This window comes from Phycisphaerales bacterium AB-hyl4 (genome assembly GCA_041821185.1).
Classification (GTDB): domain Bacteria; phylum Planctomycetota; class Phycisphaerae; order Phycisphaerales; family Phycisphaeraceae; genus Natronomicrosphaera; species Natronomicrosphaera hydrolytica.
In genome coordinates, this window is record JBGUBD010000006.1 from 342093 (window position 1) to 366875 (window position 24783).

The window sequence follows — 24783 nt, forward strand, 5'->3', positions numbered from 1 at the left end:
CTCCACCTGGCGAAAGGTGGGGTTGCTGAAAGAATAAACCGCACTAGAGGCTCTTTGACATGACCGCGGGTAAGATTCGCATCCGAATGGAAGCTTACGACCACCAGGCGCTTGACGCGTCGGCGCGTGAGATTGTTGACCACGCCAAGCGCACCAACGCCCGAGTGGCCGGCCCCGTGCCGCTGCCGACACGGATCGAGCGTTACACGGTGCTGCGTGGCCCGCACATTGACAAGAAGAGCCGTGAGCAGTTCGAGATCCGAACGCACAAGCGGATCATCGACATTAAAGAACCAAACGCCCGGACGGTTGAGGCGCTAAACCGCCTCGTCGTGCCTGCGGGTGTGTTTGTGAAGATCAAGGCCTGACCCGATCAGGCCCTCGGCGGCATGAGCCGCCTCGCCGACGGCGGCATGTTTCGTCGCGGCCTCCGGGCTGCGAAAGAGTGTTTGAGATAACTGCAATCAAGCAGGGTCGTGATCCTCTACCGGCTCGTAAGTCGGCAAAGATCCCCGCATTACGCGGACCCCTGGGAGGTTGAATCGATGGCTACCGGTATCCTTGGTCGCAAAATTGGCATGACCCGCCTGTATGATGAGCAGGGGCGAAACGTCCCGGTTACCGTCATCCAGGCTGGCCCGTGTCAGATCAGCCAGGTCAAGTCGGCGGATTCAGATGGCTACGAGGCCATCCAGATCGCCTTCGATGACATGAAAGCCCGCAATTCGACGTTTCCGCTCATCGGCCACGACGCCAAGGCCGGGATCGCACCCAAGCGGTACCACCGCGAAGTGCGGGTCGGCGACGGTGAGTCGGCCAACTACGAGCTGGGGCAGGAGCTTACTGTCGAGGTGTTCGCGGACGTCAAGTTCGTCGACGTCACCGGCACGAGCAAGGGCAAGGGTTTTCAGGGCACGATGAAGCGTCACAACTTCAAGGGCCAGCTCGCCAGCCACGGCGTTGAGCGGAAGCATCGCTCCCCGGGCTCGATCGGTGGCCACGCGAACAATGCCGGTAAGTCCGGCAAGATCAAGAAGGGCAAGCGGATGTCCGGGCACATGGGCCAGGAACGTGTGACCGTCCGAAGCTTGCCTGTGGTTGGAATTGATAAGGAACGCAACCTGCTGTTGGTCAAGGGCGCCGTGCCCGGCCCGAAGCAGGGGCTGTTGATGGTTCGGGAGTCCGTCCGGCTGTATAAGCGAAAGGCCAAACTGGCCAAGGCGTCGTAAGTCGTGAGGAGCGGCTTGAGGCTTGAGGTCTGAGGCTTGAGGGAAACGTGGCAGCCCTGCTGCAGCGAACTCAAGTTCCAAGCCACAGGCTCCAAGCCCTCTGGATCGAAACTGCCCCGCCGCGACAATTCGGTTTAACCGAGTCGCAATGATCAGCGATCGGGCTCGTGTTGCGAGTCGGATCAGAAGCGGCGAAACAAACGCATGCCGAGCGCATCGGCACCGTAGGTGATGGAAATGATCGAAATTCCAGTTCATAACACGTCCGGCGAACAGGTCGGAACCGTCCAGGTCGACGAGCAGGTGCTCGGCGGCGAGGTTCGGCACGGTCTGCTGAAGCAGGCTTACGTCCGCTACCACGCCAACCGTCGGCAGGGCACGGTCCGCACGAAAAATCGCAGCGAGGTCAGCCACTCGACCCGGAAGCTGTATAAGCAGAAGGGTACGGGCAACGCCCGCCGCGGTGACATGAACGCCAACATCCTTCGCGGCGGCGGCCACGCGTTCGCCAAACGCCCGCGCGACTTCCGGCAGGACATGCCGGTGAAGATGCGCCGTCTGGCCAACCGCAACGCGCTGCTGGCCAAGCTCGTCGACGGCGAAGTGAAGCTGATCGAAAGCATCAGCTTCGAGAAGCCGAGCACGAAACAGTTCGGCACCCTCCTTCAGGCCCTCAAGGTTGACCGCTCCTGTCTGGTCGCCTTGGCCGACACGACTGGCCCCGCCGGTCGCTCCACCCAGAACATTGACGATGTGACGCTGACGCAGATCGATCGGCTTAACGCCTTTGATCTGCTGAACCATCGTTACATCGTGGCTGAGAAGGGCGCTTTCGAGCAGTACATCGCTCGCATCACCGAACAAGCTGCCGGCGACGCCGGTCAGAAGACTGAGCAGGAGGTGGCAGCCTGATGGAACCGACACAGATCATCAAAAAGCCGTTGATCACGGAAAAGAGCACCTGGGAGTCGGAGCGGCACAACCGCTACGCGTTCTTGGTGGACCGCCGTGCGACGAAGACGCAGATTCGCAGCGCCATCCAGAGCATCTACAGCGTGCGGGTGGCGAAGGTGAAGACGCAAACCCGCAAGGGGCAGTACTTCCGCACCCGCTTCGGCCCGGGCAAGACCACGGACTGGAAGCGAGCGAGCGTGCAGTTGCACGAGGATGACCGTATCGAACTGTTTTGATTTTTAGAGACTGGGTCGGGTCGTTAAGCGACCCGCCTGGAGGCTGAACCATGCCGATTCGCAAATACAAGCCAACGAGTGCCGGTCGTCGCGACGCGACGGTCAACCTGCACGCCGAGGTGACCAAGAAGAAGCCCGAGAAGTCGCTGCTTCGTCAGAAGTCAAAGACCGGCGGGCGCAATCACCACGGCCGAATCACGCAGCAGGGCCGTGGCGGAGGCGCAAAGCAGCGCTACCGTGTGATCGACTTCCGTCGCAACAAGGACGGCGTCGAAGCGAAGGTGATCGGGATCGAATACGATCCGAACCGCACCTGCCACATCGCGCTACTCGAGTATGCCGACGGCGAGAAGCGTTACATCCTCGCTCCGGTGGGGCTGACGGATGGCGAAACGGTGATGAGCTCGGTCACGCCGGTCGAGCCGAAGGTCGGCAACGCGATGCCGCTGCGTTCGATCCCCGCGGGTCTGAACGTGCACAACATCGAAATGGTGCCGGGTAAGGGCGGCCAGATGTGCCGCTCAGCCGGGACGTATGCTCGCCTGACCAATAAGGAAGGGCGATGGGGCACGTTGGTGTTCCCGTCCGGCGAAGTGCGTCAGATTTCGCTCGACTGCCGGGCGACGATCGGCCAGGTGGGCAACCTTTCCCATGCGGGTGTGGTGCTCGGCAAGGCTGGTCGCAATCGGCACAAAGGTCGACGCCCCATGGTGCGTGGTGTCGCCAAGAGCCATCACTCTCACCCGATGGGTGGTGGTGAAGGTCGCTCGAAGGGCAACCGCCCGCCGGCGTCGAAGACCGGCGTGCTGTCCAAGGGCGGTCGAACGCGTAAGCATGGCAAGAACTCGAACAAGCGCATCATCCGTCGCCGGGTGAGCAAGCGTTACGGTCAACTGCGACTTAAGTAAGAAGAAGAGGCTCGGGCGTGTTTAAGCCCGTGAGAACCTATGGCACGATCGCTGAAAAAAGGCCCGTTTGTCAACCTGAAGCTTTACCGCAAGGTTGAGAAGCTGAACCAACAGACCAAGCGTGAGCCGATCAAGACCTGGGCGCGTGCATGCACGATTGTGCCCGAGTTTGTCGGCCACACGTTCATGGTGCACAACGGCCGGGTGTTCAACCAGGTCTTCGTCACCGAGGACATGGTGGGTCACAAGCTTGGTGAGTTCAGCATTACCCGTACGTTCCGAGCCCACACAACTGGCACCCGCGCCCAGCGCGCCGGTGGCGCCGGCCGCGCCTGATAGATGATTCCCCGCGAGCCCGGAAAGGTTCGCGAGTGCAGGAGCACGACGAGATGCCGTACACGAATGTACATCGCGCCGCACGCATCAGCCCGACGAAGGCACGCCCATTGGCGGACCTGATTCGTGGCAAGCGATACGACGAGGCCGTCACGCAGTTGGAACTGTCCAAGCGTCGCGGTGCCGTACTGATGAAGGCCGCGCTGATCGCCGCCTACGCCAACGCGGACCAGGCCGAGGCCAACACCCGCCGCCTGGTCGTCACCGACGCCCGCGTGGACAGTGGTCCGACGATGAAGCGGTGGCAGCCGAAAGACCGTGGCCGGGCGCATCCGATCATGAAGCGTACCAGCCACATTACCGTCACCGTGGACGAACGATAAGCGAGACTGTTTAGCGGCAGCCCGCAGGGGCGCCACAAAGGTTGAAATATGGGACAGAAAGTTCATCCATTCGGGTTCCGCGTCGGCATCACCGAAGCGCACCGCAGCCGGTGGTACGCTCCGAAGGCGCTCTACGGCGAGCTGCTGGTCGAGGACGAAAAGATCCGCAAGTTTTGCGATCAACGCCTCAACCGCCGCCCCCCGTTCGCCGCGGTCAGTGACATTCACATTGAGCGCACCCGCGAAGAGCTGAAGATCATCATCAAGACGGCCCGGCCCGGTCTGGTGATTGGCCCGAAGGGCTCTGAAGTGGATCGGCTGACGCAGGACCTTCAGCAGTTGACCGGGCGTAACGTCTCGATCCAGTGCATTGAGGTGTCCAAGCCGGACATCGACGCGCAGCTGGTCGCCGAGTCGATCGCCGAGCAGCTCAAGCGTCGCACGAGCTTTCGTCGTCTGATGAAGATGAAGGGCGAAGCCGCGATGAACGCCGGTGCCAAGGGTGTGAAGATTCAGCTCTCCGGCCGTCTGGGTGGCCATGAGATGAGCCGAAGCGAAGACAGTCGTATGGGTTCGATTCCGTTGCAGACGCTTCAGGCGAACGTCGACTACGGTTTTGCCCAGAGCTTTACGACTTACGGCACGATTGGCGTGAAGGTATGGATTTACAAAGGGATGTACCACGAAGTCGCCGAGGGCGAGGTTGAATCCCGCGCCGCCGGCGCCCGTCCGCGAGCCCGCGGTCGACACTAAGTACGAATGGTTTCGCGGCCGTCCCGCTGGGGCGAGCCTAACGACTGACGATAGGAAACGAGGTCCGACATGCCTCTGATGCCCAAACGAGTCAAGTTCCGAAAGCAGCAGCGCGGCAGCATGAAAGGCAATGCGACGCGCGGCAACTATGTGGCTTTCGGCGAGTATGGCCTCCAGGTGACCGAAGGCGGCTGGCTGACGGCCCGGCAGATTGAAGCCGGCCGAATCGCTGCCCGTCAGTTCGTTTCGCGTGAAGGCAAGCTGTTCGTGCGAGTCTTTCCGGACAAGCCGATCAGTAAGAAGCCGTTGGAAACGCGAATGGGTAAGGGCAAGGCCGAGCCTGAGTACTGGGTGGCGCCGGTGAAGCCTGGTACGGTGATCTATGAGATCACGGGCGTACCGCGTGACATTGCCAAGCGTGCGTTTGTGCGTGTGGCGCACAAGTTGCCGTTCAAGTGCCGATTTGTGGAGCGTCGGCAGGTCGGCTGATTGGAATTGAACCGCGTCGCCTGTGGCGCGTGGAAACGACTCATAAGAGCGAGTGACATGAAAGCCAGCGAAGCGCACAAAATGTCGAACGACGAGATCCGTGAGGAGCTCGGCCGGCTGCGAAAGCGGCTGTTTGAGCTGCGATCGGCCGCCGTGACTGAAAAACTGGAAAACCCGCGTCGCTTTCAGCAGTTGCGACGGGACATTGCCCGACTGTTGACGGTCCAACGCGGCCGCGAGATTCAGGAGACCGCTCAAGTATGAGCACCAGCAAAGAACAACGTAAAACGCGTCAGGCGCTTAGCCGGGTGAAGATCGGCGTGGTGGTCTCCGACAAGCGGGACAAGAGCCGCGCGGTCGAAGTCGACTACCAGCAGATGCATGCCAAGTACGGCAAGTACCTGCGTCGGCAGGCGAAGTTCCACGTACACGACGAGAAGAACGAGAGCAAGGTCGGCGACCGCGTGGAGATCGCGCCGTGTCGTCCGCTGAGCAAGACCAAGGCCTGGCGACTGGTCCGCGTGGTGGAAGCCGCGCCGGAAGCCCTCGCAGCCTCGGTTTGAATAGTGAACTGTGAGTAAGACGACGGCCGACGAAACCGAGCCGTGAAGGACGTATAGCCATGCTTCAAGCAGAATCACGATGTGATGTGGCGGATAACACTGGCGCGAAAGAGGCGTACGTGATCCGCGTGCTCGGCGGGTCGACGGCCCGGGGCAAGTTCACGCGGCGTACCGCCTCGATCGGCGACCGCGTGGTCTGCTCGGTCAAGAAGGCGCTGCCTGGCAGTGACATGAAGGCCGGCAGCATCGTCAAGGGTGTGGTCGTCCGTACGAATTATCCGGTGCGTCGAGCGGATGGCAGCTACGTGCGTTTCGACAAGAACGCCGTGGTGCTGATCGACGACGACGGCAACCCGCGTGGGACGCGCATCTTTGGTGCGGTTGCTCGCGAGTTGCGTGAGAAGAACTACATGAAGATCGTCTCGCTCGCGTCCGAGGTGGTTTGAGAAACAAACGCATCAGGTGGGGCAGCTCGATCTGCTCTACCTTGGATTGAGGTTTACGATGGCACGACACATTCGAAAAGGCGACATGGTAATCGTCGTCAGCGGCAGCGCAAGCAAGCGTCGCGGCGCCGACGGCCGAAAGGTTCGCGACACGACCCCACGCAAAGTGATGCGTGTGTTCCCCGCTGAGGGCAAGGTCATTGTCGAGGGCGTGAACGTCGTCAAACGGCACGTGAAGCCCAGCCAGAGCAACCAGCGTGGCGGCATTACGGAAAAGGAGATGCCGATTGACATCTCTAACGTCATGCCGGCTGTGGACGGCAAGCCCACCCGTGTGCGTTTTGAAACGCGTGCCGACGGCTCGAAGGTCCGTCTCGCTGCCCGCAATGGTGAGCAGCTTGGGCCTGAACTGAAAAAGGCCCGTTGACCGCAATCGGTGGATGTGAACTGACTCCTGATCCCTGACTACTGACCCCCTGGATTCAACTATGACTCCGCGTCTGAAAGAAAAATTTGCCGGCCCGGTGAGCGAGAAGCTGAAGCAGGAATTCAGCGTCACGAACCCGATGGCCATGCCCAGGCTCGAAAAGATCGTGCTCAGCGTCGGGCTCGGCAAGCAGCTCGAGGGTACGAAGGTCAACGCCAAGGCTCGCGAGCAGGTGCTCCAGGACCTTGCCCTGATCACCGGCCAGAAGGCTGTGATGGTCAAGGCCAAAAAGTCCGTCTCGAACTTCAAAGTTCGTTCGGGCTACGAAACGGGCGCGATGGTCACGGTTCGCGGCACTCGCATGTGGGAGTTGCTGGATCGGCTGATCACACTGGCGATTCCGCGGATCAAGGACTTCCGCGGTCTGAGCGACAAGAGCTTCGACGGCCGAGGCAGCTACAGTTTCGGTGTGCAGGAGCAGGGGATTTTCCCCGAGATCGACATGGCCAACGCTCAGTTCATGCACGGCATGCACATTACGCTGGTGTTCAAGAACAGCGACAATGACAAGACGCGTTTCGTGTTGAAGGAACTCGGCTGGCCGTTCGTTGGTAAAGACACCGAGCAGGCCGCAGCGTAAGCGAACAAGATTGACTTTTCGCCGATGTGAAATCGGCATATTGGAGAGATGCAATGGCATCGAAATCAAGCATCGAACGAATGAAGCGGATTGAGAAGCAGGTCAAGAAGTACGCCGACCTGCGTCACAAGCTCAAGGCGGAAGGCGACTACGCCGCTTTGCAGCGTTTGCCGCGAGATGCGAGCCCGACGCGCTTCCGCAGCCTGTGTGCACTCACCGGCCGATCGCGAGCGGTGTACCGCAAGTTCAAGCTTTCGCGTATCAAGCTGCGTGAGCTGGCGCTTGAGGGCAAGGTGCCCGGCATGCGTAAAGCTTCGTGGTAAAGAATGACTGATTGTGTCGCACGTTTGATGCGACCTTTGATCGCGGCGGACTGCTCCGCCGTTGAACGACAGTAAGCAACTGGCAGATTCGCTGGAGAAACGAATGTCACTGAGCGACCCGATCGCTGACATGTTGAGCCGCATCCGCAACGCCGTTCGCAACGAGGCGAAGCAGGTCGATTGCCGTAACAGCAAGATCTGCGCCGGCATTGCCGACGTGCTCAAACAGGAAGGCTACATCCGCGACTTCCACGTCATTGACGATGGCCGTCAAGGTATCCTGCGGATCGAGCTGAAGTACGGCCCGAACGGCGAGGCCATCCTCCACCGCCTGGACCGCGAAAGCCGACCCGGCCGACGCGTCTACCGCAAGGTGGAAGATCTGCCGCGACCGCTCGGCGGCCTGGGCATTGTCATCGTCAGTACGTCGCGAGGCGTGCTGAGCGACCGCAAGGCCCGCACGGAACACGTCGGCGGCGAACTGCTGTGCGTGGTTGAGTAAGCTGGCAAGCTGACCTGATCGCCCGATTCGCGGAACCCGTAACTCGAACCTCGGAACTAGACAGATGTCCCGCATTGGCAAACAACCCGTTCCGATCACCGGCAACGCCAAGGTGACCATCACCGGCCGCGATATCGTGGTCGAAGGCGGCTCGAACAAGCTGACCTACACCCATCGCCCCGAAGTCACCGTCACGGTCGACAGCGATGCGAAGCAGGTGGTCGTCGAGCGTAAGAACGACAGCCGCGTTGCCAAGGCGATGCATGGCCTGACGCGAGCCCTGATCGCCAACATGATCCAGGGCGTCACCACCGGCTTCACCCGCGATCTCGAGATCAACGGCGTGGGCTGGAACGCGAAGGTCCAGGGCATGACCGTCGCGCTGAACGTCGGCTATGCTGACACGCGCGTGGTGAACATCCCCGCTGGTGTGCAGGTGGACGTGCAGCAGAACAAGATTAAGGTCACCGGCCACGACAAGCAGGCAGTGGGCCAGCTCGCCGCCGAGATTCGCCGACAGCGGCCGCCGGAGCCTTACAACGGCAAGGGCATCAAGTACGCTGAGGAAGTGATCGTTCGCAAGGAGGGCAAGGCGTTCGCCGGCGGTGGTTAATGCCCGCCGAGTCACGCGATTGCTCCTCCCCGTTTAGCGGCCGCCCGCAGGGCGCTTCGAGGTAACCGATGAAAAAGCACAACGTCAAACAGATTCGCCGCAGCCGTCGTAAGACTGGCATCCGCAAGCGCGTCTTCGGCACGCCCGAGCAGCCCCGGCTGTCGGTGTTCCGCAGCAACAAGCACATGTACGCCCAGGTCATTGACGATCTGGACGGCCGTACGCTTGCCGCCGCCAGTTCAGCCGCCGCCAACGTCGAAAAGGGCGGTGACATTGAAGCCGCCGCCGCCGTTGGCAAGGCCCTGGCGGAAAAGGCCAAGGCCGCCGGTGTTGAGACGGTCACGTTCGACCGCAACGGCTTTAAGTTTCACGGCCGGGTGAAAGCCCTCGCCGACGCTGCCCGTGAAGGTGGCCTTAAGTTCTGATTGAAGACTCGCTGACCCCTGACTCCTGACTCCTGGACAAACCATGGCAGAGGTAATCGAAGCAACACAGTCCCTTGAATCGACCACGGTCGGCATTTACCGAACGGCCAGCGTGGTCAAGGGCGGTCGTCGATTCAGCTTTGCGGCCCTGGTGGTCGTGGGCGATCGGCGCGGCAGCGTGGGCATCGGCTACGGCAAGGCGCCCGGCGTGCCCGCCGCGATCGAGAAGGCCCAGAAGGACGCCCGCAAGCAGATGTTCAAGGTCACCCTCAAGAAGGGCACCTTGCCGCATCCGGTCACCGGCAAGTTCGGCAGCTCGCAGATCCGTCTGCTGCCCGCCGCGCCCGGTACCGGCGTCATCGCCGGCGGCACCGCGCGTGCCGTGCTGGAAATGGCAGGTGTCAACGACTGTCTGACCAAGGCGTACGGCTCGACCAACGAGAAGAACCTCTGTAAAGCCGTCATCACCGGCCTCCGCCAGCTTCGCCTGCCCGATGAGGTAGCGCGTCTGCGTGGGGTCGAGCTCGGCAAGACCGAGGTGGATGAGAAGATCGAGGCCGCCCAGAAGTTCACCCCGCAGACCACCAGCGAGCAGAAGCCGCAGACGTCTGGCAACGCGAACGAGCCGCAGGCGACTTCGCCCACCGGCGGCGGCGTCGAGCCGACTACCACCACCACCTCTGCCCCCGCCCCCACCCCGGAGCAGCCGAAGACGGATGCACCGGAAGCCGGCGGTGAAGCAACGGGTGGCGAAGAAAACAAGCAGCCGTAATCAACCAAGCAAGCGTGCATCGCGGCCTGAAATGAAACGGGCCGCCAGGCGGGAGCCTAATCGCCATGATGATCCATGAAATCACCGCGAAAGCGGGAGCACACAAAAAGCGTAAGCGCATCGGTCGCGGCATCGGGTCGGGCCACGGCAAGACGTCCGGCCGGGGCCATAAAGGTGCCGGCTCGCGATCGGGCCACTCCGCCCGCGCCGGCTACGAAGGCGGCCAAATGCCGTTCTTCCGCCGTATTGCCAAGCGCGGTTTCTCCAACGCGATGTTCATGACGGTCTACACCGTGGTGAATATCAAGTCGCTGGACGCGCGTTTCGAGGACGGTGCGGAAGTGAACGCGGACATGCTGGTCAAGGCCGGCTTGCTCGGCGACACGAAGCAGCCGGTTAAGATCCTCGGCACGGGCGAGACCAAGAAGAAGCTTCAGGTCACCGCTGCCGCGTTCAGCGAGTCGGCCAAGCAGAAGATCGAGGCCGCTGGCGGCAGTGTGACGGTGGCGTCGTAAAGGCGATTTCGGATTTTGAATTTCGGATTTCGGATGTGAGAACCCGGAACCGCGATCCGAAGTCGTAAAGCCAGCGTAAGAACTAAATTCGAAATCCCGAAATCCGAAATTCGAAATTCACCAAATGCTACAAGCCTTCATCAACATGTGGCGGATTCGGGAGCTTCGCAACAAGCTCCTGTTTACGCTTTCGATGCTGGCGATCTACCGCATCGGGTTTTTCATCCCGCTGCCGGGCGTCAATCAGGCTGCCTTGCAGGAATGGGCTGAGCAGGCCGCCGAGGGCGCGGTCGGCAACCTGATGCTTTACGTCAACATCTTCACCGGCGGATCGCTGGGGCAGTCGACCATCTTTGGTCTCGGCATCATGCCCTACATCTCCGCCGCGATTATCTTCCAGCTGCTGACCACCGTGTCAGAGAAGCTCAAGGCCCTTCAGAAGGAAGGGCCCGCCGGCCGACAGAAGATCCAGGAATACACCCGTTACGCGACGGTGGGGCTTTGCCTCGTGCAGTCGGCGTTCTGGGTGCAGTTTCTCCAGTCCGGCGACCCGCTGGTCTACCCCGAATACCTCAACAGCGCGACCGTCTGGCTCGGCGGCGTGCTGGGCCTGACAGCCGGCACGGTCTTCCTGATGTGGCTGGGCGAGCAGATCGACAAGTACGGCATCGGCAACGGCATCTCGCTGATCATCACCGCGGGCATCATCGCCATGATGCCCAACGCGATCGGCCAGATCGTGGCTGGCTTCTCGCTGACCGACGCGACCGCCAGCTATGGCATCGACACGGTCATCTTCCTGCTGTTCTCCTTCGTGGCGGTTACTGCCGGTGCGGTCATCATCACGCAGGGCCAGCGACGCATCCCCATCCAGCAGGCCAAGCACACCCGCGGCCGACGCGTCTACGGCGGCCAGCGCAGCTACCTGCCCCTCCGCGTCAACCACGGCGGCGTCATGCCGATCATCTTCGCCAGCTCGCTGATGATCTTCCCGTCGATGCTGTTCCACTACATCAACAACGCCACCGGCGGACAGTGGCGCTTTTTCGACTTCCTGGACCGAAATTTCCAGGATATGTACGGCTACCTATACACGTTGATGTACATCGGCCTGATCTACTTCTTCGCCTACTTCTGGACCACGGTCCAGTTCCAGCCGAAGGAAATGGCCACCCAGCTCCGCGACCACGGCAGCTTCATCCCCGGTCTGAGGCCCGGCCCGCGTACGGCGGAGTACCTCGAAACCGTGATGGAACGCATTACCTACGTCGGCGCCGGCTTCCTGGCGGTCATCGCGGTGATCCCGACGCTGGTGGCGGCCCTGTTCAACGTCGACTTTATGGTGACGCAGTTCCTCGGCGGCACGGGCCTGCTGATTACCGTCAGCGTGATGCTCGACTTCGTCCAGCGGATCGAGGCCCAGTTGCTGATGCGGAATTACCAGGGCTTCCTCGCGACCGGCGGATCGGGCAGGGGACCACGCATCCGCGGGGCACGGAGTACGGCGTAACGTAAAAAGCGAGGCAGTGCATCACTTAAGATGCACTGCCTTTGTTTGAGGATTTGTCAATAAGGGTTGGCAGTAGTACAATTGCCGGTTCGACCTCGCCGGCGGGTGTTTCGGCTTGAGGGCCCGGACGGTGATCGATCATGGCGGTACGGCTGAAGTCGCAGGACAACATCGAGAAAATGCGGGCCGCCGGGCGCATCGTCCAGAAGGTGCACCAGCGTTGCCGTGAGATGTGCAAGCCTGGTGTGACCACCCGCGAGGTTGATGAGGCGGCGTACGAGTTGTACACGTCGCTTGGTGCGAAGGGGTTGTTCAAGAACTACCCGACCTACCGCGAGGGGGAAGGGTTTCCGTCGAACCTGTGCATCAGCGTCAATGAAGTCGTGGTGCACGGCATCGCGGACGACCGCAAGATCGAAGACGGTGATATCGTCGGCGTCGACTGCGGGGTGAAAATCAACGGCTGGTGCGGCGACGCGGCGACCACGATCCTGGTCGGCAACGTCGCGCCGGAAGTGCGGAAGTTGTGCGAGGTGACGGAGCATATCCTCACGCTCGCGATTGAGAATATTCAGCCCGGCCGGCGTTGGAGTCAGGTGGCCCGGTTGATGCAGAGTTATGCCGAGCAGCACGGCTACGGGGTCGTGAAGGAATTCGTGGGACACGGCATTGGACAGGACATGCACGAGGACCCGAAGGTCCCGAACTATGTGAGTCGACAACTGCTTCGCAACGATATTGAGCTGCGAGAAGGCATGGTGCTCGCGATTGAGCCGATGTGCAATCTCGGCAGCTCGCAGGTGTTGACGCTGGATGATGGTTGGACGGTCGTGACCGCCGACCGCAAGCCCTCGGCTCATTATGAGCACACGGTGGCCGTGACCTCCGACGGTGCGGACGTGTTGACGGACGGCCGGTAGCGGGGTGGCGACCTACAGGAACAGGATTGGCAGTGGCCAAAGAAGACAAGATTCAACTTGAAGGCGAAGTGATCGACGCGATGCCGAACGCGATGTTCAAGGTTCGGCTGGAGAACGATCACGAGCTGGTGGCGCACATTTCGGGCAAGATGCGAATGCACTACATCCGCATCCTGCCTGGTGACCGCGTGACCGTGGAAATCAGCCCGTACGACCTGACCAAAGGGCGGATTACGTACCGCCATTGATCGCCATTGATATAGACTGCCGCTTGCGGCTTAGCGAGGTAAGCGATGAAGGTTCGAAGCAGCGTCCGACGCATTTGCGAGCATTGCAAGATCATCCGCCGCAAGGGTGTGGTGCGAGTTATCTGCACCAATCCCAAGCACAAGCAGCGGCAGGGCTGATTGCGCATCCATGAAACAAGCTTCCGCGTATAGCGGACGCCCCACTGGGGCGGTTTGACTGAAAGAAAAGGAACGACTCATGCCCCGTGTTGCAGGTGTTGACATCCCCGACAAGCCGTTGCGTATTGCGTTGCGGTACATCTATGGCATCGGCCCGCATCATGCGGCGCTGATCTGCCAGGAAGCCGGCATTGAAGGTCAGACGCGAGCGAGCACGCTCACGGAAGACCAGCTCGCCCAGATTGCCGGCATCATCGAGGCCAACCACCTCGTTGAAGGTGCTCTGCGTCGGCAGATTGCCCAGAACATCACCCGGTTGCGCGATATCCGCTGCTACCGGGGCGACCGCCACCGTCGTGGTCTGCCGGTCCATGGCCAGCGGACCAAGACCAACGCCCGCACCCGTAAGGGGCGGCGTAAGACCGTGGCTGGCAAGAAGAGCGTCAAGACCATGAAGTAACGCTTCGGCGTTGCTTCGACAGTCTTGTCACGCAGCGAACGATCGCCTGGCGATCGAGTGGCCCCGGTACCATGCCGGGGTTGCCTGCGTTCGTCGCCAACCGCGCGGCGAGACTGCGGGCATTCGATGTTGATAAACGTGTGACGGCTAAGCCGTCCAACTGATACTGAATCATTCACGAAGCGAGCTGCCCGCCCCGTGTGGGGGAGAGTTGGCAGCGAACGCAACTTCGGAGCAATCAAGATGGCTAAGAAGACGAAAAAGGTTCGCAAGAACGTCACCCGGGGCATCGCCTACGTCAAAGCGACGTTCAACAACACCATCATCACCATCACGGACGTGAACGGTGAGACGCTGTGTTGGGGCTCGGCCGGCATGCAGGGCTTCAAAGGCTCGCGTAAGAGCACGCCCTTCGCCGCCACCCGCGCCGCGGAAGAGGCCGCGAACAAGGCCCGCAAGATGGGGATGGCCGAGGTCGAGGTTCGTGTACGTGGCGCCGGGTCCGGCCGTGAGTCGGCCGTGACCGCGTTGCAGCACTCGGGCATCAAGGTCACCGCAATCGAAGACCACACCCCGATCCCCCACAACGGCTGCCGACCCCGCAAGAAGCGCCGCGTGTGAGTCAATTTGGTGATTTGGCGATGTGGTGATCTGGCGATGTGCTGAGGCCAGCCTTCCGTAACATCACCCAATCATCAGGTCACCAAATCACCAGATAACATCCCCTCGAACACAGCAGCCGTCGGCGTGGCCCAGCAGCGTGCCCAGCGGCGTTAAGGTTCGAGGTTCCCTGTTTGCAGGACCCTGCTGGCTACGAATTGGAGAATCAAGATGCGCATTCGCTGGCGAGGACTGGAACTGCCCCATCGCGTGATTCGCGATCAGAAGATGAGCACCGAAACGTACGGCCGATTCACGGTCGAACCGTTCGAGCGTGGCTTCGGCACGACGATCGGCAACAGCCTCCGCCGAATCCTGCTTTCCTCGCTGGAAGGCGCGGCGGTCACGGCGGTCAAGATCAAGGGCGCGGCCCACGAGTTCAGCTCGTTGGAAGGCGTTCAGGAAGATGTCACCGACATCATCCTCAACATCAAGAACATGGTCGTCGCGCTGGACTCGGAAGAGCCCAAGACCATGCGTCTTCAGGCCGAAGGCCCGGGTGAAGTCACCTGTGACCTGATCGAAGCAGACACGAGCATCACCATCCACAACAAGGACCAGGTGCTCGCGACACTGACAAAGCAGATTGACTTCGACATTGAGTTCACTGTCGAAAAGGGCCGCGGCTACGTGCCCGCCAGTGAGCACTACGAAGACACCAAGGACCAGGAGGTCGGCATCATCCCCGTGGATGCGATCTTCAGCCCGGTGACTCGCGTTCGATACAAGGTTGAAGACACGCGTGTCGGTCAGAAGACCAACTACGACAAGCTGACCATGGAAATCTGGACCAACGGCACGGTCACGCCGGAGATGGCGATGGTCGAAGCGGCGAAGATCCTCCGCAAGCACCTCAACCCGTTCGTGCAGTACTTCGAACTGGGTGATGAGACAGCCAGCGAGTCCGCTGCCGCCGCCGCCCGCGTGGACGAGGAACTCATTCGCAAGCTGCAGATGCCGGTCAATGAACTGGACCTGTCGGTGCGTGCGAGCAACTGCCTGGAGTCGGCGAAGGTGAACGTCGTGGCCGACCTGGTGACGAAGACCGAGAACGACCTGTTGAAGGTTCGCAGCTTCGGCAAGACGTCGCTGCGTGAGGTCAAGCGCAAGCTCATTGATATGGGTTTGGAGCTGGGCATGGACTTGCCGCCGGAGGTCGAGGCCGCCGCGGCCCAGGCGTAACGATCAGTTTCTCTCCCGGAAGGGAGATCAGTCAATATTGGGGCCATCGACGCCCCGGCCTCGCGTAGGGGCCTGATACCTGCCCTGCGATCATCGCAGGAGTGGCGCTGGCGACCGTGAGCCTTAACACGGCGACCACGTCAAGAAAAGGAGACACGAAGATGAGGCACCGCGTCGCAGGCCGTAAGCTCGGCCGCAAGACCAACCACCGTCGGGCCATGTGGCGGAACATGACCGTTTCGCTGCTTGCCCATGGCCAGATCACCACGACCATCCCCAAAGCCAAGAGCCTCCAGCCGTTCGTCGAGAAGCTGCTCACGGTCGCCAAGCGCGGCGACCTTGCCGCCCGTCGGCAGGCAATGAAAATGCTCGGCCAGGACTTCGTCATCGTCCGCGACGGTGACGACACCGAAGCGCCACGCAACAGCTACGGCGAAATCGATCGCAAGGGTGGCAGGCTCCAGGGCCCGCGCATCCTCAAGCACCTGTTTGAAGAAGTCGCTCCGCGTTATTCGGACCGCAACGGCGGATGCACGCGGATCATCAAGCTCGGTAGCCACCGCATCGGCGACGGCGCTGACCTGTGCGTGATCCAACTCATCAGCGAAGATGACACGGGCCCGCAGGTGGCTGGCCAGTTCTCGCGTCGTCGCGAGAAAGCCAACCGGCGCATGGCGTTCGCGGCGCAGCTTCGCAAGGGCGGCAAGGCCGAGGCGGAAGTTGCCGAGGAACCGTCGGCCCCCGCAGAAGAAGCGCCGCCGGAAGCCGCCGAGGAGCAAGCTCCCGAGGCGACGGATACCGGTGAAGCGACTGAGGGCGAAGGCGACAAGGACAAGCAGTAAGCGGATTATTGGCCGTTCCGTCAGGGTCCGGCCGTATCAATGTGACTCACTTGAACCCGCGCACCGTTGGTGCGCGGGTTTTTTTGTCGCTGCTGATGACGCCCGAGGGCATCCGGCGTTACTGCTTAGCGCCCGGTCGGCGGCGCTGGTCCAACAGCGTTGCTGAGACCAGCAGTACCAGCCCCACCGCCATCAATGCCAAGCCGGCAACGGCAGAAGGCACGGCATCCGCGAGCATATCAAAATCAACCATTGGCACGAGCCAGAAGAGAAGGGGGTAAAACAACGCCAGCCCCGCCGTGCGAACGCTCTGAAAAAGAGCAATCCCGCCGATTACCATGGCGGCTACCGCAAGTAATCGCATAAAAAAGACCCAGAAGCTCATACCCTGTCAGTATACTCGTGCGTGTTCCCCTGAGGGCTCTGTCTTGATATTTGCCCAACTTGAGCCCGCGCACCATTGGTGCGCGGGTTTTTTTATGTTTTGCTTCACCTGTTCGGCATGATGCGCACCTGCGGCTGCAATCGCTACGGTCGCCGCAGATGCTGGCCGATCGAGAGGCGAGGCACTAAAACCGGCCGGGCGGTTAGCCGATGGCTTGGGTAGCCGGGTCGAACGCCGACCCGCACAATATGGAGAGGGAGCCCAACATCGTGGATAAGCCATTGCGTATCGGCGAGATTCTCGTCCAGAACGGGGTGTTGACCGAACAACAGGTCTTTGAAATCGCGCAGGCTCAGCGTCGGCTCGGCTTGCCGTTCGGCGTGCTGGCCGAGCAGATGTTCGAGGTTACGCTCGAAAGCATCGAACAGGCCTGGGTGCAGCAGTACCACCAGTTTACCGGCACGATCGACCTGGCAAGCTGTCGATTCGACGAACAGGCGCTGCGGTTGATCAGCCGACGGCAGGCGTGGCAGTTTGAAATCCTGCCCATTAATTTCGAGTCCACCGGCGAGTTGCTCATTGCCGCGTCGCATGCTCGCCTGGCGCGGGCCGTGACATTCGCTGCCAATCGGCTGGAGCGCGTGGCCTACTTCCGCATCGCGGAGTCGGAGCAGCTGCGTGATTTCCTGCAGCAGTATTACCCGATGCCCGACGTGTCGCGGTATCTGATCGATCGAGCTCAGGAGTTGAAGAAGCCGGCGTGAGCGACGAGCGTGGTGCAAGCACCGCGGCTAAATGTTGCAGTGTGAACCCGCGTTGTCGCAATCGATTGTCAGGCAAGTGACGCGGGCCGTTACGGGCGATGAAATGAAAAAGAGCCCACGTTGTAGAACGTGGGCTCTTTTCGTGTGATTGTTATGTAGCGAGAGCTGCCGTTACTGCTTGCCTTCGCCGCCCTTGCCGTCTTCGCCGGCGATCGAGTCGCGCATCGACGTGTCGGCCTGGATGTTCCGCATGCGGTAGTAGTCCATGATGCCGAGGTTGCCTTCGCGGAACGCCTGGGCCATCGCCTTGGGCACTTCCGCCTCGGCGAGCACGACCAACGCACGGTTCTTTTGAACCTCCGCGGCGAATTCCTGCTCTTGAGCGACGGCCATCGCGCGACGCTTTTCCGCCTCCGCCTGGAAGCGGCGCTTGTCGGCCTCGGCCTGATCGCCTTGAATCTTCGCGCCGATGTTCTCGCCCACGTCGATGTCGGCGATGTCGACCGAGAGAATCTCAAACGCCGTGCCCGCGTCGAGACCTTTCTCCAGCACGAGCTTGGAGATGCGGTCAGGGTTTTCGAGCACTGCCTTGTGGCTGGAGGATGAGCCGATAGTCGTGACGATGCCTTCGCCAACGCGGGCGATGATGGTTTCTTCCGTCGCACCACCGACGAGGCGGGCGATGTTGGCTCGCACGGTCACGCGGGCGCGGGCCTTGAGCTGAATACCATCCTGCGCCACCGCGTCAATCGTGCTCTTGCCCGAGTTGGGGCTGGGGCAGTCGATGACCTTGGGGTTCACGCTGGTTTGCACGGCGTCGAGAATGTCGCGGCCGGCGAGGTCGATGGCGCACGCGGTGTCCCACGGCAGTTCAATCTTCGCACGGTCAGCGGCGATCAAGGCGTTGACCACGCGGGGCACGTTACCGCCGGCGAGGTAGTGCGTTTCAAGCTGATTGGTCGACACGGTCAGGCCGGCCTTCACAGCACGAATGCGCGAGAGCACGATGGTTCGCGGATCGACCCGCCTGAACCGCATGCCGATGATCTCCAGAAAGCCCACGGGGGCCTTGGAGAGCACTGCCTGGAACCAGAGGTTGAAGTACTGAATGACGAACAGCAGCACGACCAATGCGATCAGCGCTGCGATGATCAGCACGGCGATCAGCACGACCACGCCGGCTTCTTGAGCCAGGGTGTTCAGAGCAAGGGGGGATAGGGCGGGCATCAGCGTCTCCTTCGAAGCTTGGGTGTGTCGGCGGCTGGCCGAGCGTTCCGGAAAGTTTTGACTTCATGATGGCGTGTGAAAGGCGATCAGACAAGTAGGGGTCACGAATAACCCGGCGCGCGGCGGTCGGGGTCGTGGGATGACGCGTCGGCCGACTTGCCTGCGGATGGTTTCTCATCGGCGTGCCCGGCAGTCGTTTGGGCGGTCGCGTTCGCGCTCGTGTCGGCGGGGTTGCAGTTTTCCAAGGCCTGGAGCCAGGGGGCGATCGGCTCGTCGCGTTGGGCGATGGTGTGACGGGCGGCAAGGCGGAGTCGTCCGGTGCTGTCGGGATCGCTGAGCATCTCGGTGATTTCATGGGCCAGGAAGCGCGGCTCGCCGCTGTCCGCCAGGCGGGCGTTGCGGTTGTGCGTGAGCCACTCGCGAACGCGCGGCGTCGGCTCGGCGACAATCGGCAGCCCGGCCGCCATCGCCGAGGTCAGCGCCAGGCCGCCGGCACCGGGGCCCATGGTCATGACCAGGTCGCAGCCGGCCGTCACCTGCCACGGCGTTGCGAGCTTTGGTTCGAGCACGATGGGGAAGTGGCCGCCTAGATTTTCCATCATCAGTTGAGCCCGCGGCCGATGCCACTGGTCCGGGTGTAGCAGTACCGCCACCTGCCCCGGCCAGCCGGCGTCGCATAGCGTTTCCCGCGCCACGCTCGCCGCGATCGCGCCCAGTTGTGCGTCGACCACCACCGGCGGGTCCGCCAGCATCGCCACCACCTTCACCCGCTCGTCCGACACCCCCCAGCGGGTTCGCAGCACGCCCCGCGCGTCGCTCGGCACCGGCGGGCGCAGCGCCAAGGCCGGCAACGGCTGTACCGCTTCGTACCAGTCGCGCAACGGCCCGTTGGTGAGCGTGGTCCGCAAGGCGTCGCCGAGCGTGACCACGCGCGTGCCGCCCATGCCCGGCCAGCGCAGACACCATCGCACCATGCGCCCGGCGTCACTGCCGATCGACTGCACCGCCACCATCACGCGCGGCGTCGTCGGGCGAAGTACCCGAGCCGCCAGCAGCGACCCTGCCGACCAGCACACGATCTGCGACGCCGGCCCCACAGCCGAGAGCACACGTCGCAGCGCCGGCAGTCCGCACACCGCCCGGCCGAACGGCACGCCGACGCGGTGTGCCCCGCGCAATTGCGCCGCTTCCGCCAGGTCGCTCAGCGCCGAGTTGCCCATCAGCACCACTGTCGAGCGCTCGCCCGCTTCTGCACGAAGCATCGCCAGCAGCGCCAGCGTCGTGCCACACGTTTGCGGCGAGGCAGCTTCAACCAGATGCACCACCCGCTCGGTTGAAGCGGAAGATGCCGACGGACTCGTGTTGGGAATATTGCTTGAATTCACCGACTGGCTCTTGCGTCGTTAGCGTGACGTTTGCAGTCGGATGATAGCAAGTGAGTGCGAGGAGATGCGGCGAGGCTCAAGGTAATTGCGAGCCACCTTCCAGACGCTGGTGGTCATAGAAGACTTGTGCGATTTCCCGGCCCATCTGTTCGGCCAATGCTTGCAGGAGCATCGCCTCCAGGCTGGTGTCGGCCTCGCCGCTGACGCGGTGCGACAACTGCGATTGGATCCGCAGCCCCGGGGCCGGCCCGCCGTCGGCGTCCATCCGCCGGGCGAGGGGGAACAGCCGACGACTCTCGGCCGCGTCGATGACCTTCACCTCCGCGTACGCCGTCGGCCGATACACGCCCGGCTCGAACACAAGGTCCACCTCGTCGATCAGCACGTGAATCACCTGGTCCGCGCCGAGCTGTTGCCCGATCCGGTCGATCGGCATGCGGCGGTAGTCTTCGTCCAGCCGCTCGGCCAACTCCGCGAGATCGCTTTGACTCACCACGCCGCGGCGCACCGCCCGGTTTTCTTCCAGGTGGAAGCCGACGTGACTGGCGATCAGCCGACTCAGCCTCGGATCGCCCAGCGCGTTGTCCGGATCTTCCACCATCACCAGCGTCGGCCGATCGGGAATCTTATACTGCGCCGGCACGCGCTCGCCACCCATCCCAGCCAGGAACGCGACGCCCTCGCAGCCCGCGGTGAACACCACGGCCAGCAGCATCATCGACAACAGCCCCAGCCGACCGCGGCGAAGCATGGGGGAAACGCTTTGCATCTGCATCACTGCCACACCTCGTGATCATGGAACAGTCGGCCGGTCTCAAGTCCGAATCGGGTGATCAACTCGCCCTGGATCGCTCCGGGGTTTGTGCTCACCGCACCGATGGTCGAATTTTCCGGATACTCCACCCGGACGGTCGTGCTGTAGCGAGGCTGGTCCGGGTCGCGGGCGTCCGCCTCGACGACCATCACCGTGCCCGACAGCAGGCCCTGGTAGATGTGCATGTTGCCCGGCTCGTGCAGGCGGTAGTCCATCAGGTCGACGATGACCAGGCGGTCGACGTCGAGTTTTTCGAATATTTCGGTGTATCGGCCGGTCGACCAGTAGGGGTTGTCATGCTGGAAGCTGATGACGTCGCGGGGGTTGACCAGTTGCACGCCGACCACATGCTCGGCGATTTCCGTGCTGATCTCCCGGCTGATCAGCATCGGTGCCTGGCGGTGTTGGTGGAGAGTGTACTCATCCACATCGACGAGCACCGCGACGCGCTGGTTCTCCAGGCCGGTGTAGTCGGCTTTGATCTTGACGCGCTTCTGCCCGCCCGCGACGCCGTGGGCGACCCACCCCAGCGGCCCGCAGCCGGCGAGACTGATCGACAGCATCGCCAGCAGCAGCAGGCGGAGGCTCGTGTTCCCGGCAGGCCGGGCCGATCGGGCGCCCCTCGCGCCGCGAGTTGCTTCGAAGGAAGTCTGGTTCATATAGGGTCAGGTTCCAAGCAGGACGTCGCTGAGGGTGTAGGCCCAGCCGAGCAGCAGCAGGATCACGAGCGCGACGATCGTGGCCGGCCTGAAGATCAACTGGAAGATCGGCGTGAGGACCATGCCAGTGATGGCGGCATAGCCGGTGAGGATGGCGGTCATGGCGGTGAGGATCGCCAGCACCGCACCGGCGGGTTGGGTGGCGAAGGCGGCAGCGAGGTTGAAGTCGGCGGCGTGGGAGAAGGCCGTGGTCATGCCGCAGGTTGCACAGGGCAGGCCCGTGCCGGCAAGGAAGCCGCAGGCGGGCAGGCCCAGTTGCTGGTGCGTGCCCGTACCGCTGCCACTGGGCTCCAGCCACGCGGCGACGAGCAGCAAGCCGAACGTCGCCAGCGAAGCGCCGCCGGCGATCATGCGCGGCAGGTGAGCTTGCCAGGCCGGGGTCGGCACGGTGGCCGGCGCCTCGGCGGGCGTCAGGTTGGAAGTCTCGTCGGCCATCACCGTGTCAGGATACCTTCGCTCTCGGTCAACTGGCAAACCGTTGACCAATCATACGAGCGAGGCGGGTGTGAGGGTCGTTGTCGTGAGGGGTGCTTTTTGACCGGCGGCCGATCGGCGACCATGAAGCGAAGCGGGCCGAGCGGCTATCGCACGTTCTCCAACCATGACAGCAGCGCCTCTTCGCTTTGCATGCCCAGCCGACCGGAGATCGGCTGACCCTCGGCGTCCATGACGATGTACGTCGGCGGGCCGGGCACGCCATACATCTCCACCGCCTGCATCGCCGGGCTGCCGGGCCGCTGTACCGTCATGTCGACTTTGACGGGGATGAAATGCTCACTGATCGCGTCGGCCACATGCTGCTGCGAAAACACCGTGCTGCTCATCTGCTGACAGGGGCCGCACCAGTCGGCGGTGAAGTTCACCAGCATCGGCTTGCCCGTCTCGCGCGACAACTCGCTGCCCCGCGCCAGGCCCTCTTCCCAGGGCACGATGTCTTGTCCGGCCGCGGCCTGTCGGCCGAAGTCCACCAGCCACGACACACCCAGCAGGCCGACGATCACCAACGTCCACATCCCGACGCGCATCCAGACGCTACGTCGGCCGCGGGGTTTCCCTTCATCATCGAGCGGTTGAATGACTTTCATCTTCTGGCTCCCCTTCATGCAATTTACAATCGGCAACTTGTGCGACAACGTGGGTTCCCATTTAGCCGCGGGCCTTGGTCGGCGCGTTCGGCCCTGCGGGCCGAAAAAGGCGGTGCGAGCACCGCCGCTAAATGTCGCATGCGCAGAAGCCGCGTTGTCGTATTCGGCCGAGGCGAAAAACATCTATTCGCCTCGTCAGCCTTAATAACGCATGGCGGTGGCTGATTGTTCCCGAACTTTCGGGTGGCGCGGATGGCGGGCGATCAACCGTAGCCGAGCGTGTCCAGGTCGTCTTCGTTGAGGCCGAAGTGATGGCCGATTTCATGCAGCACGGTGATGCGGATCTGTCGGTAGAGCTCGTCCTGTTGTGCCGGTGTGAGTCGACTGCCCGAGCCCACGCCCGCGAGTGAGAAGATCGGGCCGCGAAAGATCATCATCCGGTCGGGCATGCCGTCGCCGCCGCCGACGCTGCGCTCGGTCAACGGCGTGCCCCAGTGCAGGCCGCAGAGGTCCGCGTCGTCATCTTCCATTTCGAGGTCTGCCAGCAGCGCGGCCGACGGCTCGTCCTCCACGATCAACGGCACTTCTTCGAGCAGCTCATGCAGTTGTTCCGGCAGTGCGTCGATGATCTCATCGAGCATCCGGTCGAACAGTAAACGTTGGGCGGAAGTCACCATTTTGGTTTCTGGTGTCTGATCTCTGGTTTCTGGTGATTCACAGCGGGACCGCTACGCGGAACCAGAAACCAGAAACGAGAAACCAGAAACCCCGTACTTATCAGGGGTATGGCGTGCGTGGCGGGTCGCCTGGCATTTCCAGTTGGCCGATGATCTCATCGATCGACGTGCAGCCTTGATCTTTCAGATACGCCTGCACGCCGTCGAGCACCTTCAACGGCGTGGCCGGGTCGACGAACAGGGCAGTGCCCACCGCGAGCCCCGTTGCGCCCGCGAGCAGAAACTCGACCGCGTCCTGCCAATATTGAATACCGCCCATGCCGATCAGCGGCACACCCGCATCGCGGGCCACTTCGCGGTACACCCGGCTGGTGAGGTACACCGCCAGCGGCCGTACCGCCGGGCCCGACAGCCCGCCCGTACCGTTGGCGATGCGCGGCTTGCGTGTGTGAATGTCGATCGCCATCGCGGTATAAGTGTTGATCAGGCTCAGCACGTCCGCGCCGCCTTCGACCGCGGCACGGGCCGTGGCGGTGATGTCTTCCACGTTGGGCGATAGCTTGACGATCAGCTTCGCCTGCTTGTCCATCGCGCTGGCGACCTCGGCGATCAGGTCCTTGAGTAGCTTTGGGTTCGTGCCGAACGTCAGGCCGTCTTTCACGTTGGGGCAGGACACGTTCAACTCGATGGCGTCGACTGCAGCCTCGCCCGCGACGTTGCCCGCCACGCTGACGTAGTCGTCCACGCTATGGCCGGCGACGTTGACGATGATGCGCGGCCCGGTCTCGCGCATCTTGACCAGTTGTGGCAGCTTGTCGCGCATAAACGCGGCGTGCCCGACATTGGCCAGGCCGATCGCGTTGAGCATGCCGCCGCGGGTTTCGACGATGCGGTGTGCCGGGTTGCCGGCTCGCGTTTCGGCGGTGATCGACTTGGTGACGAACGCGCCGAACTTTGAAAGGTCGACAAAGTCGGCATATTCGTAGGCGTAGCCGCACGTGCCCGAAGCGGTCATCATCGGGTTGGCCAGCTCGAGCCCGGCAAGGTTGACCGCCATGCTCGGCCCGGCGTCGGTGGTGGGGGGGGCTTGGTTCATCTCACATCACTTTGTAGCAAAAACGCGTGGCGAGCGTGCATTGTAGGACGGGTGTGAGGTTTCTGGTTTCTCGTTTCTGGTCCTTGGTTTTTTCGAGCAGAACCGCAGCATTTCAACCAGAAACGAGAAACCAGAA

The 24783-nt window shown here is 62.2% G+C and carries 36 protein-coding genes and 2 pseudogenes; 29 read left to right on the forward strand and 9 right to left on the reverse strand.

The features are described 5' to 3' along the window. Positions 1–59 precede the first annotated feature (59 nt). The 28 genes and pseudogenes from rpsJ to rplQ all read left to right on the forward strand — a co-directional run bounded on the left by rpsJ (position 60) and on the right by rplQ (position 16279). Positions 60–368, forward strand: coding sequence for a 30S ribosomal protein S10 (gene rpsJ / locus ACERK3_12050; protein ID MFA9479017.1), 309 nt, complete (start codon positions 60–62; stop codon positions 366–368). A gap of 177 nt (positions 369–545) precedes the next feature. Further along, entirely contained in the window at positions 546–1229 is a 684-nt protein-coding gene (gene rplC, locus ACERK3_12055; protein MFA9479018.1) for a 50S ribosomal protein L3, read from the forward strand. A gap of 237 nt (positions 1230–1466) precedes the next feature. After that, positions 1467–2141 carry a 50S ribosomal protein L4 gene (rplD, locus tag ACERK3_12060; protein ID MFA9479019.1) on the forward strand — a complete coding sequence of 225 codons (675 nt, stop codon included), beginning with the start codon at positions 1467–1469 and terminating at the stop codon, positions 2139–2141. Further along, positions 2141–2419 carry a 50S ribosomal protein L23 gene (rplW, locus tag ACERK3_12065; GenBank protein ID MFA9479020.1) on the forward strand — a complete coding sequence of 93 codons (279 nt, stop codon included), beginning with the start codon at positions 2141–2143 and terminating at the stop codon, positions 2417–2419. The genes rplD and rplW overlap by 1 nt, the downstream gene beginning before the upstream one ends. A gap of 50 nt (positions 2420–2469) precedes the next feature. Beyond that, positions 2470–3327, forward strand: coding sequence for a 50S ribosomal protein L2 (gene rplB, locus ACERK3_12070; GenBank protein ID MFA9479021.1), 858 nt, complete (start codon positions 2470–2472; stop codon positions 3325–3327). Between the two features lie 39 nt (positions 3328–3366). After that, complete coding sequence (gene rpsS, locus ACERK3_12075; GenBank protein ID MFA9479022.1) at positions 3367–3663, forward strand: 30S ribosomal protein S19; 297 nt, start codon at positions 3367–3369, stop codon at positions 3661–3663. Between the two features lie 53 nt (positions 3664–3716). Next, positions 3717–4046: a 50S ribosomal protein L22 gene (gene rplV, locus ACERK3_12080; protein ID MFA9479023.1), complete on the forward strand. Its 330-nt coding sequence runs from the start codon at positions 3717–3719 to the stop codon at positions 4044–4046. A 48-nt stretch (positions 4047–4094) separates the two neighbouring features. After that, entirely contained in the window at positions 4095–4799 is a 705-nt protein-coding gene (gene rpsC / locus ACERK3_12085; GenBank protein ID MFA9479024.1) for a 30S ribosomal protein S3, read from the forward strand. A gap of 69 nt (positions 4800–4868) precedes the next feature. Next, positions 4869–5288, forward strand: coding sequence for a 50S ribosomal protein L16 (gene rplP / locus ACERK3_12090; GenBank protein MFA9479025.1), 420 nt, complete (start codon positions 4869–4871; stop codon positions 5286–5288). A 57-nt stretch (positions 5289–5345) separates the two neighbouring features. Next, positions 5346–5552 (forward strand): 50S ribosomal protein L29, encoded by a 207-nt coding sequence (rpmC, locus tag ACERK3_12095; protein ID MFA9479026.1) that lies wholly within the window; start codon positions 5346–5348, stop codon positions 5550–5552. Continuing rightward, positions 5549–5851 (forward strand): 30S ribosomal protein S17, encoded by a 303-nt coding sequence (rpsQ, locus tag ACERK3_12100; GenBank protein MFA9479027.1) that lies wholly within the window; start codon positions 5549–5551, stop codon positions 5849–5851. Before rpmC ends, rpsQ begins: the two co-directional genes overlap by 4 nt. 59 nt (positions 5852–5910) lie before the next feature. Continuing rightward, positions 5911–6297 (forward strand): 50S ribosomal protein L14, encoded by a 387-nt coding sequence (gene rplN, locus ACERK3_12105; protein ID MFA9479028.1) that lies wholly within the window; start codon positions 5911–5913, stop codon positions 6295–6297. Between the two features lie 58 nt (positions 6298–6355). Continuing rightward, positions 6356–6724, forward strand: coding sequence for a 50S ribosomal protein L24 (gene rplX, locus ACERK3_12110; protein MFA9479029.1), 369 nt, complete (start codon positions 6356–6358; stop codon positions 6722–6724). Positions 6725–6785: 61 nt separating this feature from the next. Next, a complete protein-coding gene (rplE, locus tag ACERK3_12115; protein ID MFA9479030.1) occupies positions 6786–7364 on the forward strand; it encodes a 50S ribosomal protein L5 in 579 nt (192 codons plus the stop codon). 53 nt (positions 7365–7417) lie between these two features. Further along, on the forward strand, positions 7418–7687 hold the full coding sequence (gene rpsN / locus ACERK3_12120) for a 30S ribosomal protein S14 (GenBank protein MFA9479031.1): 270 nt from the start codon (positions 7418–7420) through the stop codon (positions 7685–7687). Positions 7688–7790: 103 nt separating this feature from the next. After that, positions 7791–8189, forward strand: coding sequence for a 30S ribosomal protein S8 (rpsH, locus tag ACERK3_12125; protein MFA9479032.1), 399 nt, complete (start codon positions 7791–7793; stop codon positions 8187–8189). 64 nt (positions 8190–8253) lie between these two features. Then, positions 8254–8802, forward strand: coding sequence for a 50S ribosomal protein L6 (gene rplF / locus ACERK3_12130; protein ID MFA9479033.1), 549 nt, complete (start codon positions 8254–8256; stop codon positions 8800–8802). Between the two features lie 68 nt (positions 8803–8870). Further along, a complete protein-coding gene (gene rplR, locus ACERK3_12135) occupies positions 8871–9227 on the forward strand; it encodes a 50S ribosomal protein L18 (protein ID MFA9479034.1) in 357 nt (118 codons plus the stop codon). A gap of 43 nt (positions 9228–9270) precedes the next feature. Next, positions 9271–9753: pseudogene (gene rpsE / locus ACERK3_12140) on the forward strand (30S ribosomal protein S5). Positions 9754–10064: 311 nt separating this feature from the next. Further along, complete coding sequence (gene rplO, locus ACERK3_12145; protein MFA9479035.1) at positions 10065–10514, forward strand: 50S ribosomal protein L15; 450 nt, start codon at positions 10065–10067, stop codon at positions 10512–10514. Positions 10515–10638: 124 nt separating this feature from the next. Further along, positions 10639–12024 (forward strand): preprotein translocase subunit SecY, encoded by a 1386-nt coding sequence (secY, locus tag ACERK3_12150; protein ID MFA9479036.1) that lies wholly within the window; start codon positions 10639–10641, stop codon positions 12022–12024. 140 nt (positions 12025–12164) lie between these two features. Continuing rightward, positions 12165–12944, forward strand: coding sequence for a type I methionyl aminopeptidase (gene map, locus ACERK3_12155; GenBank protein ID MFA9479037.1), 780 nt, complete (start codon positions 12165–12167; stop codon positions 12942–12944). 32 nt (positions 12945–12976) lie between these two features. Continuing rightward, entirely contained in the window at positions 12977–13192 is a 216-nt protein-coding gene (gene infA, locus ACERK3_12160; GenBank protein ID MFA9479038.1) for a translation initiation factor IF-1, read from the forward strand. Between the two features lie 45 nt (positions 13193–13237). Further along, on the forward strand, positions 13238–13351 hold the full coding sequence (gene rpmJ, locus ACERK3_12165; GenBank protein ID MFA9479039.1) for a 50S ribosomal protein L36: 114 nt from the start codon (positions 13238–13240) through the stop codon (positions 13349–13351). A gap of 79 nt (positions 13352–13430) precedes the next feature. After that, positions 13431–13811 (forward strand): 30S ribosomal protein S13, encoded by a 381-nt coding sequence (gene rpsM, locus ACERK3_12170; GenBank protein ID MFA9479040.1) that lies wholly within the window; start codon positions 13431–13433, stop codon positions 13809–13811. A 243-nt stretch (positions 13812–14054) separates the two neighbouring features. After that, the gene (rpsK, locus tag ACERK3_12175) at positions 14055–14432 is read left to right on the forward strand and encodes a 30S ribosomal protein S11 (protein ID MFA9479041.1); all 378 of its coding nucleotides are present in this window, start codon (positions 14055–14057) and stop codon (positions 14430–14432) included. A gap of 210 nt (positions 14433–14642) precedes the next feature. Continuing rightward, on the forward strand, positions 14643–15653 hold the full coding sequence (locus tag ACERK3_12180) for a DNA-directed RNA polymerase subunit alpha (protein MFA9479042.1): 1011 nt from the start codon (positions 14643–14645) through the stop codon (positions 15651–15653). 161 nt (positions 15654–15814) lie between these two features. Continuing rightward, positions 15815–16279: pseudogene (gene rplQ / locus ACERK3_12185) on the forward strand (50S ribosomal protein L17). Between the two features lie 334 nt (positions 16280–16613). Here rplQ and ACERK3_12190 read toward each other — a convergent pair. Next, positions 16614–16880 (reverse strand): hypothetical protein, encoded by a 267-nt coding sequence (locus ACERK3_12190; GenBank protein ID MFA9479043.1) that lies wholly within the window; start codon positions 16878–16880, stop codon positions 16614–16616. Positions 16881–17149: 269 nt separating this feature from the next. Between ACERK3_12190 and ACERK3_12195 the strand changes: the two genes are divergently transcribed. Then, complete coding sequence (locus ACERK3_12195) at positions 17150–17644, forward strand: hypothetical protein (GenBank protein ID MFA9479044.1); 495 nt, start codon at positions 17150–17152, stop codon at positions 17642–17644. Between the two features lie 171 nt (positions 17645–17815). Here the strand turns inward: ACERK3_12195 and floA are convergent, their stop codons facing one another. The 8 genes from floA to ACERK3_12235 all read right to left on the reverse strand — a co-directional run bounded on the left by floA (position 17816) and on the right by ACERK3_12235 (position 24647). Next, positions 17816–18871: a flotillin-like protein FloA gene (floA, locus tag ACERK3_12200; GenBank protein ID MFA9479045.1), complete on the reverse strand. Its 1056-nt coding sequence runs from the start codon at positions 18869–18871 to the stop codon at positions 17816–17818. 101 nt (positions 18872–18972) lie between these two features. Further along, a complete protein-coding gene (locus tag ACERK3_12205; protein MFA9479046.1) occupies positions 18973–20256 on the reverse strand; it encodes a glycosyltransferase in 1284 nt (427 codons plus the stop codon). A 76-nt stretch (positions 20257–20332) separates the two neighbouring features. Beyond that, positions 20333–21040 (reverse strand): hypothetical protein, encoded by a 708-nt coding sequence (locus tag ACERK3_12210; GenBank protein MFA9479047.1) that lies wholly within the window; start codon positions 21038–21040, stop codon positions 20333–20335. After that, on the reverse strand, positions 21031–21729 hold the full coding sequence (locus tag ACERK3_12215; protein MFA9479048.1) for a hypothetical protein: 699 nt from the start codon (positions 21727–21729) through the stop codon (positions 21031–21033). The genes ACERK3_12210 and ACERK3_12215 overlap by 10 nt, the downstream gene beginning before the upstream one ends. 6 nt (positions 21730–21735) lie before the next feature. Beyond that, the gene (locus tag ACERK3_12220; GenBank protein ID MFA9479049.1) at positions 21736–22263 is read right to left on the reverse strand and encodes a DUF2752 domain-containing protein; all 528 of its coding nucleotides are present in this window, start codon (positions 22261–22263) and stop codon (positions 21736–21738) included. Between the two features lie 107 nt (positions 22264–22370). Then, positions 22371–22874 carry a thioredoxin family protein gene (locus ACERK3_12225; protein MFA9479050.1) on the reverse strand — a complete coding sequence of 168 codons (504 nt, stop codon included), beginning with the start codon at positions 22872–22874 and terminating at the stop codon, positions 22371–22373. Positions 22875–23137: 263 nt separating this feature from the next. Continuing rightward, the gene (locus ACERK3_12230; protein ID MFA9479051.1) at positions 23138–23551 is read right to left on the reverse strand and encodes a metallopeptidase family protein; all 414 of its coding nucleotides are present in this window, start codon (positions 23549–23551) and stop codon (positions 23138–23140) included. 100 nt (positions 23552–23651) lie between these two features. After that, positions 23652–24647 (reverse strand): dihydroorotate dehydrogenase, encoded by a 996-nt coding sequence (locus ACERK3_12235; GenBank protein ID MFA9479052.1) that lies wholly within the window; start codon positions 24645–24647, stop codon positions 23652–23654. Positions 24648–24783 lie beyond the last annotated feature (136 nt).

Coding starts and splice junctions, on each gene's coding strand:
- rpsC (MFA9479024.1), top strand. CDS start 4,095: ATGGGACAGAAAGTTCATCCATTCGGGTTCCGCGTCGGCATCACCGAA.
- ACERK3_12215 (MFA9479048.1), bottom strand. CDS start 21,729: ATGAACCAGACTTCCTTCGAAGCAACTCGCGGCGCGAGGGGCGCCCGA.
- rpmJ (MFA9479039.1), top strand. CDS start 13,238: ATGAAGGTTCGAAGCAGCGTCCGACGCATTTGCGAGCATTGCAAGATC.
- rpsH (MFA9479032.1), top strand. CDS start 7,791: ATGTCACTGAGCGACCCGATCGCTGACATGTTGAGCCGCATCCGCAAC.
- rplC (MFA9479018.1), top strand. CDS start 546: ATGGCTACCGGTATCCTTGGTCGCAAAATTGGCATGACCCGCCTGTAT.
- rpsK (MFA9479041.1), top strand. CDS start 14,055: ATGGCTAAGAAGACGAAAAAGGTTCGCAAGAACGTCACCCGGGGCATC.
- rplB (MFA9479021.1), top strand. CDS start 2,470: ATGCCGATTCGCAAATACAAGCCAACGAGTGCCGGTCGTCGCGACGCG.
- rpmC (MFA9479026.1), top strand. CDS start 5,346: ATGAAAGCCAGCGAAGCGCACAAAATGTCGAACGACGAGATCCGTGAG.
- map (MFA9479037.1), top strand. CDS start 12,165: ATGGCGGTACGGCTGAAGTCGCAGGACAACATCGAGAAAATGCGGGCC.
- secY (MFA9479036.1), top strand. CDS start 10,639: ATGCTACAAGCCTTCATCAACATGTGGCGGATTCGGGAGCTTCGCAAC.
- rplW (MFA9479020.1), top strand. CDS start 2,141: ATGGAACCGACACAGATCATCAAAAAGCCGTTGATCACGGAAAAGAGC.
- rplD (MFA9479019.1), top strand. CDS start 1,467: ATGATCGAAATTCCAGTTCATAACACGTCCGGCGAACAGGTCGGAACC.
- rpsQ (MFA9479027.1), top strand. CDS start 5,549: ATGAGCACCAGCAAAGAACAACGTAAAACGCGTCAGGCGCTTAGCCGG.
- rplX (MFA9479029.1), top strand. CDS start 6,356: ATGGCACGACACATTCGAAAAGGCGACATGGTAATCGTCGTCAGCGGC.
- rplV (MFA9479023.1), top strand. CDS start 3,717: ATGCCGTACACGAATGTACATCGCGCCGCACGCATCAGCCCGACGAAG.
- floA (MFA9479045.1), bottom strand. CDS start 18,871: ATGCCCGCCCTATCCCCCCTTGCTCTGAACACCCTGGCTCAAGAAGCC.
- ACERK3_12235 (MFA9479052.1), bottom strand. CDS start 24,647: ATGAACCAAGCCCCCCCCACCACCGACGCCGGGCCGAGCATGGCGGTC.
- rpsJ (MFA9479017.1), top strand. CDS start 60: ATGACCGCGGGTAAGATTCGCATCCGAATGGAAGCTTACGACCACCAG.
- rpsM (MFA9479040.1), top strand. CDS start 13,431: ATGCCCCGTGTTGCAGGTGTTGACATCCCCGACAAGCCGTTGCGTATT.
- ACERK3_12230 (MFA9479051.1), bottom strand. CDS start 23,551: ATGGTGACTTCCGCCCAACGTTTACTGTTCGACCGGATGCTCGATGAG.
- rplR (MFA9479034.1), top strand. CDS start 8,871: ATGAAAAAGCACAACGTCAAACAGATTCGCCGCAGCCGTCGTAAGACT.
- rplF (MFA9479033.1), top strand. CDS start 8,254: ATGTCCCGCATTGGCAAACAACCCGTTCCGATCACCGGCAACGCCAAG.
- ACERK3_12190 (MFA9479043.1), bottom strand. CDS start 16,880: ATGAGCTTCTGGGTCTTTTTTATGCGATTACTTGCGGTAGCCGCCATG.
- rplP (MFA9479025.1), top strand. CDS start 4,869: ATGCCTCTGATGCCCAAACGAGTCAAGTTCCGAAAGCAGCAGCGCGGC.
- rplO (MFA9479035.1), top strand. CDS start 10,065: ATGATGATCCATGAAATCACCGCGAAAGCGGGAGCACACAAAAAGCGT.
- rpsS (MFA9479022.1), top strand. CDS start 3,367: ATGGCACGATCGCTGAAAAAAGGCCCGTTTGTCAACCTGAAGCTTTAC.
- rplE (MFA9479030.1), top strand. CDS start 6,786: ATGACTCCGCGTCTGAAAGAAAAATTTGCCGGCCCGGTGAGCGAGAAG.
- rplN (MFA9479028.1), top strand. CDS start 5,911: ATGCTTCAAGCAGAATCACGATGTGATGTGGCGGATAACACTGGCGCG.
- rpsN (MFA9479031.1), top strand. CDS start 7,418: ATGGCATCGAAATCAAGCATCGAACGAATGAAGCGGATTGAGAAGCAG.
- ACERK3_12225 (MFA9479050.1), bottom strand. CDS start 22,874: ATGAAAGTCATTCAACCGCTCGATGATGAAGGGAAACCCCGCGGCCGA.
- ACERK3_12180 (MFA9479042.1), top strand. CDS start 14,643: ATGCGCATTCGCTGGCGAGGACTGGAACTGCCCCATCGCGTGATTCGC.